We start from the raw sequence: 13,544 nt of genomic DNA on the forward strand, positions 1-13,544 counted from the left end.
GCTCACCGCGGGTTAAACACTGCGTGACTGGCGGCTTACTTCTTCCCGCTATTAGAATCGCGGATCACGGACAGGCCGCCCGCATTCCTTACTCTCAGCAGATCCCACGGAACATTCATCGCAGCTGGATCGTGACCTCGTTGATGGTGCTGTTGAACGGGAAGGTGCCGTCGTAGGTATCGGCGGCTGGTGTTCCGCCATCGATGCCGATGTCGACTCCCTCGTCGGCGCTGAACCCGAATGGCACGGTGCGTTCGATGCGCGCGTCACCGACAAGGCGACCGTTGAGTAGCAGCTTGGCGACGCCGCCTTTGCCTAAACCGCCGCCGTCGTAGTCGAATTCGATCGAGACGGTCGCTTCGCCGGCGGGCAGGGTTTCCGATGCGGTGACGGTGGTATACGTCGAGCCGAAATAGTTGTAGGTGAACCTGGGCCGCCCGTTCTGCACATACAGCGACAGTCCCGCGAAATAGCCCCCGGCTGCGAGCAGAACCCCTTCCACGGCTGTGCCGCCCGGCGTGTCGATCGTCGCGGTGATCGAATAGGACCGGTTGAACGTGCTGCGAATGATGTCCTCGGGCATGCGGATAGCGCCCTGTGCGAACGAGATGGACGACCGCTCGCCGAGAATGGTGGGACGGGCACCCATCGCGCGGATCGGTCCGCGGTCATCGAGCGGAAACACGTGGTTCTGCTCGGCTTCGGCGTCGAATAATGCCTGTAGTTCGGCGAGCTTGGCGGGGTGTTCGGCGGATAGGTCGACGGCTTGGCTGTAGTCGCGGCTTAGGTCGTAGAGTTCCCACCGGTCATCGCTGAACTCGGGCAGTGGGCTTTTCTTCCACTGGATTTTCCCGTGGTAGGTGCATGCGATCCAATCCTCGTGATAGATCCCGCGGGTGCCTTGGATCTCGAAGTATTGGGTGCGGCGACGGTCTTCGGCCGCGGCATCGTCGAAGGTGTACGCGATACTGAGGCCGTCGTGGGGCTTTTGGGCCACACCGTTGACCGTTGTTGGTGCCGGCATGCCGGCGGCTTCCAGGATGGTGGGGGCGATGTCGATGACGTGGTGGAACTGGGAACGCAGCCCGCCCCTGTCGGTGATGCGCTCGGGCCAGGTCACGATCATCGGGTTGCGGGTGCCGCCGAAGTGGCTGGCGAATTGCTTGGTGAATTGGAAGGGCGTGCACGTCGCCCACGCGAATCCGACCGGATACTCGTTGCTCGCCTTCGGCCCGCCGAATTCGTCCATCTTCGACAGCACCACCGCGACGTCCTCCTGGAGTCCGTTCAGTGCCACCATTTCGTTGAAGACACCATCGATTCCGCCGGCCGGCGCGGCTCCGTTGTCGCCGATGATGTAGAAGAACAGCGTGTTGTCCCATTCGGACATATCTTTGAGCGCGGTGACGATGCGCCCGATCTCAAAATCGGTGTGGGCCAAGAACCCCGCGTAGACCTCCATGAGCCGGGAGGCGATGCGCCGGCGATCCGGCGAGATCGTGTCCCATGCCGGAATGGACTCGTGGCGAGGTGTCAACTCCGCGTCCGCGGGGATCACCCCCAGCTGCTTCTGGCGCGCGAAGATCTCCTCTCGCAGCGTGTCCCAGCCTTGGTCGAACTGGCCGCGGAAGGGCTCGCTCCACTCGGGTGCGACATGGTGCGGTGCGTGGGTCGCGCCGGGAGCCCAGTAGGCGAAAAAGGGCCGGTCCGGTGAGATGGACCGCTGCCGGTGCACCCATTCGATCATCCGGTCGGCGAGATCGGTTGTCAGGTGGTAGTTCTCGACGTTTTCGGGACGCTCGATCGGCGTCGTCCCGTGATAGAGACCGGGATTGTATTGATGCGCTTCGCCACCCATGAACCCGTAGAACTCTTCGAAACCCATGCTCGTCGGCCACCGATCGAACGGGCCGCTCGGGCTCACTTCCCAGACCGGGGTGTTATGCCACTTTCCGAACGCCGCGGTGCTGTAGCCGTTGAGCCGCAACGTCTCAGCAACCGTGGCGGCCGATCTCGGGATAATGCTGTTATAGCCGTCGTATCCAGTCGCCCACTCGGTGATATTGCCGGTGTTCACCACATGATGATTGCGGCCCGTGAGCAATGCTGCCCGCGTCGGCGAACACAGCGCGGTGGTGTGGAAGCGGTTGTACCGCAAACCTTCCCGTGCCAACGCGTCACCGGTTGGCGATGGAACCGGACCACCAAATGTCGCGGTGGCCCCGAACCCCACATCGTCAAGCAGCACAATCACCACATTCGGTGCACCCTGCGGCGGCCGGATAGGCGCGATGACGGGCATCACCGACTCAGCAATCGTCCGGCCCACCCGGCCACCGCTCGGTGTTTCAGGAAGCGGCAGCGTCGTGCGATCGAGGTTCCCTGTCGCGTCGTGCGTCATGGGTACCGCACCCTACAACCGTTTGAGCTTGTCAACCTGAACACCCCGTTACCGCTAGGTGTTGTCGCTCGCCGATATGAACTATCCGAGGTTTAGCTCGACCGTGCACTCGGGGTGCGCCGGTAGGTTGGCGCTCCGGCCTCCCGGCGGTGTTTGCCGCGTTCGAAGCAACCGGTCTCACGGGATGTTTAACCCTAATCGCCGGCGAACCAGGCGGTTTGCACGCGGCGGGTAACCGGCGGCGGCGACGCCTGGCCAGGGCTTGCGCTGGGCGGAATTGGTGACCAACCCGCCAGAGTGGCAACCATGACAGTCGCGCCAGCAAACGCGACTGGAAACCCATGCTTTATCACGTTTCTCCTCGACTGTTGGCGTGGTTCGTCGACGCCCGCCGGCGCCCGCACCAGCGTAAGGTCCTGAAAAGACATAGCGCATTGCAAAGGCGTAAGGCCGCGGCTTGGGCGTCTTCGCCCTCGCACCGCGCACCTGCGCCGCGATATTGTTTGGCCGCGGGGAATTGGCCGATGGGCCTGCTTCGAAGACGATCCTGATTCTGCGGTTTTCCAAATCGTCATGATCGCGCCTTCTATAGAAACCAGCACTGGCTCGGACGACCGCGTATGCTCCCGAACCAGTCAGAGCGTCAATTCCTCACATGCGTCGGTCGGGTCGACGAGAAGGAGTTAACAATGGAGTCAACTGGATCCCGTCGACGTTTCTTGTGTCAGCAATGGCCGTTGGTTCGGGAGTCGGGGTGCTCGCCGCGGTGACACGTTTCGGACCGAGGTCAAAAACAATCGAGAATGCCGCAAAAAGAGACGTCGAAGAAATGCCTTCAAAACCCTCACGTCAGCCGCGGTCCAGCGACGCGGCATTATCGGTTCGCATGTGCACGAAACCCAAATGCGGGTTTGCCGCATACCAGCCGGTCGTGTTAACCACCGTTCTTCTTGGCGCTGCGGCATGTTCGGAGACCACGTCCAACAACGCCACGCCGTCTCACAGCACAACGGCATCAAGCGCAGTCGCGGCACCGAGTAGTGCGACTGTCACACCGGGCGACAGATGCGGGGCTCAAGATCTCACCGTGACCGCCGACCCGCCTTCCGCGGCGATGTCGCACCGTTCGGTACAGCTCAGCTTCGCGCTCAAACCCGGTGCCGCGCCCTGCGTGCTGGCTGGTTACCCCGCCGTCAATGTCGCACAGGGCGGCTCGATTCTGACCGCCGACGAGACACCCCGTGGATACCTGGGCGGTCTGCCCACGGGGGTCGATTCGCCCCCCAACGTCACGCTTGGCCCCGGCGGAAGCGCCCGAGCGATCGTCGAAGGTCCTGCCGTTGACAGCGCCGGAAACGGCTGCCCCACCTACACCGACATCCGCGTGAAACCGCCAGCAACATCGATGGAATTCACTTTCCCCACCTCGATCAGCGTCTGCAGTCTGTCCGTACATCCGGTGACCAATGGATGACGCGTAGCTGAGCCGGTGCGCGTAATGGCGCCAAGCCGCCATTGGTGTCGGAGCGCCCGAACCGCGGGTTTCTTGTTCCGCGAGTAGTAGTCCGTGCCGATGTTCGGCGGTTATGTCCACGATGAGAGTTGAGACGAGCAGTGGCCACTGAGTCGAGAGAGTTCAAAGGCAAGATCGAGCTGGATATCCGTGATTCCCAACCGGATTGGGGCCCGTATGCGGCGCCGACAGCGCCGGAGAATTCGCCGAATGTGCTGTACCTGGTGTGGGATGACACCGGCATTGCGACCTGGGATTGCTTCGGCGGGCTGGTCGAGATGCCGGCCATGAATCGGATCGCCGAGCGGGGGGTGCGGCTGTCGCAGTTTCACACCACCGCGCTGTGCTCGCCGACAAGGGCGTCGTTGCTGACCGGTCGCAACGCCACCACCGTCGGCATGGCCACGGTCGAAGAGAGCACCTATGGTTTTCCGAACTGCAACGGGCGCATCCCCGCCGACACTGCCCTGCTCCCCGAGGTTCTCGCTGAGGTTGGGTACAACACCTACTGCATCGGCAAGTGGCACTTGGCGCCGCTGGAAGAGTCCAACCTGGCGGCGACGAAGCGGCATTGGCCGCTGTCGCGAGGGTTCGAACGGTTCTACGGATTTTTGGGCGGCGAGACCGACCAGTGGTACCCCGACCTGGTCTACGACAACCACCCAGTGAACCCGCCCGGCACCCCGGAGGACGGTTACCACCTTTCGAAGGACATTGCCGATAAGACGATCGAGTTCATCCGCGACGCCAAAGTGATCGCCCCGGACAAGCCCTGGTTCAGCTACGTGTGCCCGGGCGCCGGGCACGCACCGCATCACGTCTTCAAAGAGTGGGCGGACAAGTACGCCGGCAAGTTCGACATGGGGTATGAGCGCTATCGCGAGATCGTGCTGGAAAAGCAGAAGGCACTGGGCGTCGTTCCGCAGGACACCGAGCTCTCCCCGATCAACCCGTATCTGGATGTCAAGGGCCCCAACGGCGAAGCCTGGCCGCTGCAGGACACGGTGCGGCCGTGGGACTCGCTCAACGACGAAGAGAAAAAATTGTTCTGCCGGATGGCGGAGGTGTTCGCCGGGTTCCTCAGCTACACTGATTCGCAGATCGGCCGAATCCTGGACTATCTCGAGGAATCTGGACAACTGGACAACACCATCATCGTGGTGATCTCCGACAACGGGGCCAGCGGTGAGGGCGGACCCAACGGGTCGGTCAACGAGTTGAAGTTCTTCAACGGTTACATCGACACCGTCGAAGAGAGCATGAAGCTCTTCGACAATCTCGGTGGGCCGCAGACCTACAACCACTACCCGATCGGCTGGGCGATGGCCTTCAACACGCCCTACAAGCTGTTCAAGCGGTACGCCTCGCATGAGGGCGGTATTGCCGACACCGCAATCATCTCCTGGCCCAACGGTATTGCGGCGCACGGCGAGGTCCGGGACAACTACGTCAATGTCTGCGACATCACCCCGACGGTCTATGACCTGTTGGGCATGACACCGCCGAACACCGTAAAGGGTATTCCGCAGAAGCCGCTCGAGGGTGTGAGTTTCAAAGCAGCCCTTGCCGATCCGACCGTTGACACCGGGAAAGATACCCAGTTCTACAGCATGCTTGGCACGCGCGCGATCTGGCACAAAGGATGGTTCGCTAACACCATTCACGCCGCCACCCCGGCGGGCTGGTCGCACTTCGACAAAGACCGGTGGGAGTTGTTCCACATCGAGGCCGATCGCAGCCAGTGTCACGACCTGGCCGCCGAGCACCCCGATAGGCTCGAAGAACTCAAAGCGTTATGGTTTTCCGAGGCCGCTAAGTACAACGGCTTACCGCTGGGCGACCTGAACATCATGGACATGCTGGCCAGCTGGCGGCCCTATGTGACCGGCCAACGGTCCAGTTATGTCTATTACCCCGATGCCGCCGACGTGGGTTTGGGCGCCGCCGTCGAGTTACGCGGTCAGTCGTTCGCCGTGCTGGTCGATGTAACTGTGGACACCACCGGCGCCGAAGGCGTGTTGTATAAGCACGGCGGCGCCCACGGCGGGCATGTCCTGTTTATCCAGGACGGGCGGCTGCACTACGTCTACAACTTCTTGGGCGAACGGGAGCAAATGGTCTCTTCGCCCGGCGCAGTCCCGCTCGGTAGGCACTTTTTGGGTGTCAGATACACCGGAACGGGAACGGTGCAAAACAGCCACACGCCGGTTGGCGACGCTGCCCTGTTCATCGATGACACCGCGGTCGCCACACTGCAGAACGTGATGACACACCCGGGGACGTTCGGGTTGGCCGGTGCCACGATCAGCGTTGGACGCAACAGCGGTTCGGGGGTGTCCAGCCGCTACAAGGCGCCGTTCACATTCACCGGCGGCACCATCGCACAGGCCACTGTCGACATATCCGGAAAACCATACATAGACCTGGAAAAAGAACTGGCGCTTGCATTTTCGCGTGACTGACTCGTCACGATCGGAGTCGCGTGCTCGGAGCGTTGCAGGGGTCGTGCCTGTCAGGTTGGCGACCTTGGTCATCGCAGCTGGATCGTGACCTCGTCGATGGAGCCGTTGAACGGGAAGGTGCCCTCGTAGGTGTCGGCCGCCGGTGTTCCGCTGTCCATGCCGATGTCGACGCCCTAGTCGGCGCTGAATCCGAGTGGCGCGGTGTATTCGATGCGCGACGCGCCGACGTGGCGACTGTCCAGCAGCAGCCTGGCCACGCCGCCTTTGCCCAATCCGCAACCGTCGTAGTCGAATTCGATCGCGACGGTGGCTTCACCGGCAGGCAGAATTTCCAATGCGGTGATGGGGGTTTATGTCGCGCCGACCTAGTTGTAGGTGAATTTGGGCAGTCCTACTGCACGTACACCGTTTCCGGGAGGATCGGCCGCCTGGCTAATTGCAGCGGGGCGGCATGACGGACTTGGTACCCTCCTCAGTGACGATCCGGCGGGCGTGCCATTTGATTCGGCACGGCCAGGGCAGGTGCGGTGGAGAAGTGTCCGCGGCTCGTCAGCACAAGGGGCGGTAGCTCAGTTGGTTAGAGCCGCGGACTCATAATCCGTTGGTCGCGGGTTCGAGCCCCGCCCGCCCCACGTCAGAGCAGGTAATTAGCTCACCTAGTCTTAGGATCCGACCTTTATTCGTACTTTATGGCGCGGTCCAACAGGGCAGCGACCTCAGTGTGAACACGCCCGCGAGACATGTAGCGATCCTGTGTCATCGAGACTTTGGAATGCCCGAGGTGATCGGCGCCCACTCGAGCCGACAGGCCCTCCTCGTCAATCAGCGTCGCCACCGTCTTGCGGAACGAGTGCGTGGTAACACCTGGCACGCCGAGCTCATCGCGGACTTTTCGCCATTGCTTGCCAAGGTTGTTGGGGTCGCGAAGGGTGCCTGCCGTCGACGGAAAGATCACAGTCGATTCGCCAAAGTACGGGTGGGTGCGGCGGTCCTGAAGTGCGGTGACGGCGAAGTGTGGCAAAGGTATCGTCCGCCGTCCGGCGTCAGTCTTCATATCGTCAATCCGTTGTAGACCCACTCCGGCCACGCGCACCACCTTCCCGGTGACCGCAATCGTCGCTTTTGTCTCGTCGAAGTCGGTCCACCGCAGCGCAAGCAGCTCGGAGCGGCGAAGTCCAGTGGCGATTAGGACGGTGATGGGGTCGACGAGATCGTTTTGTTGGCAGTAGACGTCGGCCCGCAGCCGTACCAGCAGGTCTCGCAGCTCGTCGGCGCTGAGCGCCGTCGCGCCCTTTGGTCGTCGCTTTAGCCCGATCGGCTGAACATCGCGGACCGGGTTGGCGCTCAACGTGTTAGCCATCACCGCTAGCTGCAATCCGCCACGCAGAATCGTCTTCGCCTGGCGGGCCATCGTTGGGCCGTGGGCCGTGCGCATGGAACGAATCGCCGCGTCGATCCGGGCAGGTGTTGCCTCACTAACTCGAACGCTTCCAACAAACTTCGCTAGCTTCGCGGCCGCGAATCGATATGTGGATATCGTGACAGGGGAGCGGCCGTCCTCGGCCAGCCTGGCGAGATGTTGTTCGATGAGAACGGTGATCTTGGTATCGAGGGCGATCTGGTCGGCATCACCCGGCGCACGTCGCATGAGCAATGCCTCGATAAGCGCATCCTCGGCGAGTTTTCCGTGCTTGTCGTGCTCATCGGCAGGGCCGCGGCGCTCAATTCGCCGGGTGACGCCGTCGGCATCTCGGACCTTGCATCGCGCTACCCACACGCCGCTGCCGAGGTACTCCCGGGTGATCTTCCCGTGTTGCCCGATTCGAAGAGGAGGTCTACCGGCCACAGCGCTCCTTGCGAGGGACTGCGTAGCCAGGGATCACGGCAGAATGTTTGTGCCTCACAGCTCGTCTCTTGTCGCGCTAGACGTCGTCATGCAGAATTCCGATCACGATCAGCGAACTGTTCTCTCTCCCAGGCTAGGACATCACTCAGGCGGTAGCGGACATGTTTACCGAACTTCGCGTAGCGCGGCCCCTTACCTTTTGATGCCCACCCCGCGGGCGTCTTGACCGGCAGGCCATACCGGTCAGCGAGTTCCTGTCGACTCAGCCACCTGTCGTACGCGGTTGTCTCCATGGTGGTCATCCCCTTTCAGTGCTCAGCGCTTATTGAATGAAGGGTAAACCCTGAACGTGACGCTTCTTGGGCATCTAAACGTTCGCGGATTGCTCTCGATGTTTGAATTGCTTCATTTGAAGTAGTGACTACTGAATTCATGCAATCCGTGAACACTTGGTGTTCACAGATTGCAGTTTTCTGTCAAGGTGCGTGGGTGCACTGGCCCCCAAACGTTCTGCGACGCAACGTTCCTTGCGGGAGCGGTAGATCGCGCAGTTCAATGGGGTGAGCCTATCGACGACGGCGGCAATTCAGCGCGACCGAATTTGTCGGTGCTGGGCGGTAGGCTATCCAAGATCGTGCAGTACTTCCGAACTTAATAACAAGAGCAACACAATGGAATTAGTGAATGGCCGATGAAGTTGGGGGCGGAGATGGGAGACGCGATCCACGACGAGACCGACGACGTGGCAGCGACGATGAACGAGTGGCGGGCATCTGTCCCGTCTGCCGTGGCGTTCGTGCCGCCGGTGGCGGCCGACGACGCGGCCACCACGGCCGTGCTGGCGGGCATGGCCGACTGGCGCGTCGAGCACCAGGTGATGGGGGAGCATCGGGAATCCTGCGCTTCGGCATTACACGCGGCGACCACGGCAACCTCGGCCATCTTGGCCAACGCCGACGACGTTGCCGCTGCCGGAATCATTGCCAGCCAGGAGACGTGACATGTCCGCACCGTCGCAGCCCGCCCATCCCGCGCCGCCGGCTTACGGGCCCGCCTCGGCTCCTGGCGCGGTTCAGGATTCGCGCCGCGGCAACGCTGGGCTACGAGTCGGAATGGTTGCGGGCGCTACTGTGCTGGTGTTCGTTGCTGGGCTCGCCGGCGTCATCGTCGGAGCCCAGATCACGCCCTCGCCCACCGCGAGCCCGCCAGCTGCAGCGCCACCCTCAGGGCCGCCTCCTGTAGCGCCGAGCCCGACCCAAGTCCGCGCCCAGACCATTGATCTATGCACGCGGTTCGCCGCAGGGTACGCGGCGGTGCCCTCCCCGCAAAAGTCCGCCGCGGACGTTGTTCCTGCGGCCAACTATATCTCAGATGCATTGCGCGACAACATGATTGCTGATCCAGTCGTGCGCTCTGCAGTCACCGAATCGCTACGCCTCTTCCGGTCCCAGGCTGCGGCGTTGAGCCGCGAACCGGCAAAAGGCGCCGTGCAGCCTCCCGCCGACTGGACTGCCGCCGCATCAAACGCGGCGGATGACGCTGTCTGGTCGGCGTGCAATGGATACCAGGGGTGATAAGCGATGGATGCCAATGGGACCGGGTCTGAAAGCGCGCTAGCAGCGGCGATCAAAGCCGGCCGATTCCCGAGCTCGTCGACGCTCGCTGCGCTGGAGGATTCGGGCGCTGCGCTGGCGGAGCAGCGCGGGCTTCTGAGTGCCGCGATAGATCAACATCCTTATTTTCGTGATCGGCTGAAGTCCGCCCTGCAGGGCCAGGCAGGCGATGCAGCGATAGCCGCTCACGATGGCAACCGGAAGTTGTGGGAAGCACACGAGGACCTGTACGGGCCCGCCGCCGACGCGGTGACCAACGCGCTCGGAGAGCTTCGTCGCCTGCAGAACATGCTGCAGGACCTCGTCGAGGTGACCGAGCCACAGTACAATGCGGCCCTACAGCGCGGTGATCATGTTGGAGCGCAATCAATTTTGACCGCCGCTAGAGGCGAGGCAGACGGCATGGTCACCGAACACACGGGCACCGCCGAGAGCCACATCAGAGCGGTGAATTTCACGGCTCCTCTCAGCCCTGCTCCTGCCGGGGTCCAGAACTCGGAGGGCGGAAAACACGGCAAGAAAACGGATCTAAATCCACCAAAGGCAGCCGAGGATGGCGCTGTCTCCGGTCCTGCCCCACACGATGATAAAACCCCGATCGACGGCAACCCGGGAGACCTGAGCGCTCCAGGCGACCCGGCAGTCCCGTTGCGGGACAAGAAAACTGATGGACCGCAGTTCCCGGGTCCGGTCCAGCTGCCCCAAATACCCCAAATGCCTACGCCTGCTACACAAATGGGTAGTGGCCTCGGATCAGGTGGAGGCGGGTTGAGTGGCTTGAGTTCGGGTCTGAGGTCGCCTATGGGGGGCATGTCGGGGATGGGCACACCGACCTCGCCTGCTTCGGCGATGCCGCAGGCTCCTTCGTCTGCAGGATCGGCGTCGCCGTTGGCTAATGCCGGTTCGAGTTTTCAGTCCGGCTTAGCCTCGGGAATGGGCGCCACGGGCGGAATGACGACACCCGTCACCAATCCCGCGCAGCACCCAGCAGCTCCGATTGCGGCGACTCAACCGCCGGTGGCAGCTCCAACCAGTTCGGGAGCTGGAATCGGCCCCGCCGGTGTACCCGCAGGGTCGAGTTGGTCTGGGCCTGTGGATTCGGCGGCCGCGTCGGGCGGTGGTCACGGTGCTAGCAGCGCGGGCGAGTTAAGCGGCGGTGGCATGATGCCGCCTGCTGGGATGGCCGCTCAGCCGCTCGCGCCTTATAGTCCGCCGGGCGCTGGCGCTCCCGGAGGGGGATCTCCGTCGGCGCCCACGACGGCGGCTGGCGGAGGTAACGCTGGCCAGGCCGCGACAGGTGGAGCGGGGACTGCCAGCGGCGGCCCGGCCGCACCTCCCATGCTCACCGGCAATCCGGGGTTGTCGGCGGCCATGTCGGCGCTGGCTGGTTCGTCAATCGATGTCAATCCGGATCTGTTGACTGCCCAACGGGTTCTGGGCGAGTTGGTGCACGGTAGCGAGGATTCCTCGGCATTGATCTTGTGGGCGGTTGCGGTCCTTCGCTCGCCGGTCGGTTTGCACATCGTGGTGGCCAATAACGTTGGTGGAGGCGGATATCTGCCTCAGAAGGTGTACTTGCCGACCACGGTGCGCCTTGCTGTCAGTGACCCATCGCTGCCCGTGGGATGGGCTGATCAGTGGATGGGATGCCAGAAGCCGTCAAAGATTTTGCTCGATTATTTTGACCGGTTACGGAAAGTCATTGCTGGGGTATCTGTTTCGGCGTTGGTGACGACCGAATTGTGGGCAGAGCCGCCGCAAGACTTCGCCGGCGATTTCCAGGGGATCGAGCATCGAAACGCGCTTCGCCTGGTGATCGACGCTCCGAAACTTGATGCAGCCCATCAACATCGGCTCGCTGTCATCGATCCGGGACTCGCTCAACGAGTCAATAGTCTGGATCGCGGCGGCGACGTCTCGGCACGGTGCGCAGCCGTTCTCACCGGAGTTCTGTTCGAGGCAGCGACCAAGGCGGATGGCACCGGCGCACCTTTGCTGGAGAAAGCCGATGCCGACATCCTTCAGGCGGTCAGCAACGGGACAGTCAATCCGGACACCTGGGCTACCTATGACCGCGAAGTCGATCAGCGCCACGGCAGCGCAGTGATGTGGCCCCAACAGCATGCACCCAGCGATAGCGACGGCTCCGACCTCGCGCAGGCCTCCATCCTGTGGTACCTGCATTACTACCGGATCGGCCGGATGATCGAGCTGATCAAGTGCTGGAAGGCTCGCCCGCCGCGCCTGGTCGAGGTCGCCTATTGCGGCATCACGGCCGGCTTCGGCCCCACTGTGGTGAACGCGATTGGCGCCATGGAACAGCAACTAGGTGTGAGGTAACGCGGTGGCCGATTTTTCATTGGCGCACGCCAGTCCGATTCCCATCGTCGCGGGTACGACGCGGCGGTGTCATGAAGCAATGGTCGCGCTGATTCGCGGATAACAGCAGCTATCCATGAACATATCGGGGGTGTGGGAGAGCGTCGGGCGATTAAGTTTCGACCGCATTTAGCATGTCGCCCGTCGCAGATACATCACACCGTGGTTACTCGGCATTTTCACCGGCGAGCGTGCACCAAACTGTCGATTGGTGCACAGCACAGATCTCTCGTGCTCACCAGAAGGCTGCCGTTTCCTCAACGCCGAATCACGAAGTCGGAGAGCAGTGTGATTGGAGGCATCACGTGCGCAACTGGCCAAACACCGAGTCACACAGGGAAGCTGGGTGCGATGAAACGATGTCGGTGAAGGGGGAGCGGCCTCTCCTGGGCGCACATGCCCCACCCCGACGCCGTGACTGACGACGCCGCCCTCATCGATCGCCGCCGCACCGCCGCAGTGGAGGCTGCCACGCGGATCATCGCTACCAGGATGTGAGCCGCCCACTTCGTCGGACCCGACGTTCTTGAGGAGGCGCTTCCCGCCGATATGGGCCAGCGTTTCGGCTGCGCGTAAGGTTGGCCGGCTGCCGGCTTGGCTTCAGCGGGGGCCGGCGGGGTGCCAGGTTTGCATCGCCACCTCGAGCTGTTCTTGTCCAAGCGCGTCCACTGTCAACGGCGCTTGGTCGCTGCGGTGGCGCATGCCATCGAGGAGGATGGACATATAACGTCGCCACAGCTCGGCGTCGACGTGGCCCGCGTATTCGCTCACCGTGCCTGCCAGTAGTCCAAAGATTGGCATGTCGGTGGATGACAGTTCGGGTCGCAGATAGCCATCATCCTTGGCCCGCTCAACGAGCTTGGACAGCGGAGGATCGAGCCTCACCCGAGCCGCGTCCACCCGAACCCCACCGTAGGCCTTGCTGAACACGACCTCGCGCATCCCCCGATCGGTCGCTGTCATCTCACACATCTGTTCGACGAACCATACGAAGCCCTGCCATGAATCATCATGGCGCAACGCCGATTCGGCCAATGCAGTGAGTTCATCGATGCCATCTTCGAAGATCGCCTCGAACAATTCCTGCTTCGTCGGAAACCGCCGATACACCGTACCGACCCCGAGGCCTGCGTGGTGGGCAACCTCGTTGAGGGTCGCCTCCAGGCCGCGCGAAGCGAACAGTTCGCGGGCAGCCTCGATCACTCGCTGACGATTGCGCTCGGCATCTTTCCTCAGCCGCGGACTCTGCATCTCACAAGCGCTCATTCTGTCGAGTCTAGAGCGCGAAGCGACAAAACGGATTGACTCTATCCACTTTTTTGGTTAGGTT

The 13,544-nt window shown here is 62.4% G+C and carries 10 protein-coding genes and 1 tRNA gene; 5 read left to right on the forward strand and 6 right to left on the reverse strand.

Going from position 1 to position 13,544, the window contains the following annotated elements:
- Positions 1-115 precede the first annotated feature (115 nt).
- Entirely contained in the window at positions 116-2,401 is a 2,286-nt protein-coding gene (locus SKC41_RS27770) for an arylsulfatase (RefSeq protein ID WP_330980916.1), read from the reverse strand.
- Between the two features lie 886 nt (positions 2,402-3,287).
- On the opposite strand from SKC41_RS27770, the gene SKC41_RS27775 reads away from it, so the two are divergent.
- Positions 3,288-3,875, forward strand: a complete 588-nt coding sequence (locus tag SKC41_RS27775) for a DUF4232 domain-containing protein (protein WP_330981071.1) — start codon at positions 3,288-3,290, stop codon at positions 3,873-3,875.
- 140 nt (positions 3,876-4,015) lie between these two features.
- Entirely contained in the window at positions 4,016-6,376 is a 2,361-nt protein-coding gene (locus SKC41_RS27780; RefSeq protein ID WP_330980917.1) for an arylsulfatase, read from the forward strand.
- 173 nt (positions 6,377-6,549) lie between these two features.
- Here SKC41_RS27780 and SKC41_RS27785 read toward each other — a convergent pair whose 3' ends face one another.
- Complete coding sequence (locus SKC41_RS27785) at positions 6,550-6,711, reverse strand: hypothetical protein (protein ID WP_330980918.1); 162 nt, start codon at positions 6,709-6,711, stop codon at positions 6,550-6,552.
- Positions 6,712-6,934: 223 nt separating this feature from the next.
- Here SKC41_RS27785 and SKC41_RS27790 point away from each other — a divergent pair.
- Positions 6,935-7,008: transfer RNA gene (locus SKC41_RS27790), tRNA-Ile, on the forward strand.
- A gap of 44 nt (positions 7,009-7,052) precedes the next feature.
- Here the strand turns inward: SKC41_RS27790 and SKC41_RS27795 are convergent.
- A complete protein-coding gene (locus SKC41_RS27795; RefSeq protein WP_330980919.1) occupies positions 7,053-8,222 on the reverse strand; it encodes a site-specific integrase in 1,170 nt (389 codons plus the stop codon).
- A gap of 86 nt (positions 8,223-8,308) precedes the next feature.
- Entirely contained in the window at positions 8,309-8,524 is a 216-nt protein-coding gene (locus SKC41_RS27800) for a helix-turn-helix transcriptional regulator (RefSeq protein WP_442931836.1), read from the reverse strand.
- A 389-nt stretch (positions 8,525-8,913) separates the two neighbouring features.
- Here SKC41_RS27800 and SKC41_RS27805 point away from each other — a divergent pair, with 389 nt between their 5' ends.
- Positions 8,914-9,222, forward strand: a complete 309-nt coding sequence (locus SKC41_RS27805; protein WP_330980920.1) for a hypothetical protein — start codon at positions 8,914-8,916, stop codon at positions 9,220-9,222.
- A gap of 613 nt (positions 9,223-9,835) precedes the next feature.
- Here SKC41_RS27805 and SKC41_RS27810 read toward each other — a convergent pair.
- Complete coding sequence (locus tag SKC41_RS27810) at positions 9,836-10,024, reverse strand: hypothetical protein (RefSeq protein WP_330980921.1); 189 nt, start codon at positions 10,022-10,024, stop codon at positions 9,836-9,838.
- A 1,149-nt stretch (positions 10,025-11,173) separates the two neighbouring features.
- On the opposite strand from SKC41_RS27810, the gene SKC41_RS27815 reads away from it, so the two are divergent.
- Entirely contained in the window at positions 11,174-12,175 is a 1,002-nt protein-coding gene (locus tag SKC41_RS27815; RefSeq protein ID WP_330980922.1) for a hypothetical protein, read from the forward strand.
- Positions 12,176-12,814: 639 nt separating this feature from the next.
- Here SKC41_RS27815 and SKC41_RS27820 read toward each other — a convergent pair.
- The gene (locus tag SKC41_RS27820) at positions 12,815-13,480 is read right to left on the reverse strand and encodes a TetR/AcrR family transcriptional regulator (RefSeq protein ID WP_330980923.1); all 666 of its coding nucleotides are present in this window, start codon (positions 13,478-13,480) and stop codon (positions 12,815-12,817) included.
- Between the last annotated feature and the right edge of the window lie 64 nt (positions 13,481-13,544).

Source organism: Mycobacterium sp. 050128 (assembly GCF_036409155.1).
Classification (GTDB): Bacteria; Actinomycetota; Actinomycetes; order Mycobacteriales; family Mycobacteriaceae; genus Mycobacterium.

What these genes read in the sequence shown, in the direction of transcription:
- SKC41_RS27805 (WP_330980920.1), top strand. Translation starts at nt 8,914, where the DNA reads ATGAAGTTGGGGGCGGAGATGGGAGACGCGATCCACGACGAGACCGAC.
- SKC41_RS27800 (WP_442931836.1), bottom strand. Translation starts at nt 8,524, where the DNA reads ATGACCACCATGGAGACAACCGCGTACGACAGGTGGCTGAGTCGACAG.
- SKC41_RS27775 (WP_330981071.1), top strand. Translation starts at nt 3,288, where the DNA reads ATGTGCACGAAACCCAAATGCGGGTTTGCCGCATACCAGCCGGTCGTG.
- SKC41_RS27770 (WP_330980916.1), bottom strand. Translation starts at nt 2,401, where the DNA reads ATGACGCACGACGCGACAGGGAACCTCGATCGCACGACGCTGCCGCTT.
- SKC41_RS27815 (WP_330980922.1), top strand. Translation starts at nt 11,174, where the DNA reads ATGCTCACCGGCAATCCGGGGTTGTCGGCGGCCATGTCGGCGCTGGCT.
- SKC41_RS27820 (WP_330980923.1), bottom strand. Translation starts at nt 13,480, where the DNA reads ATGAGCGCTTGTGAGATGCAGAGTCCGCGGCTGAGGAAAGATGCCGAG.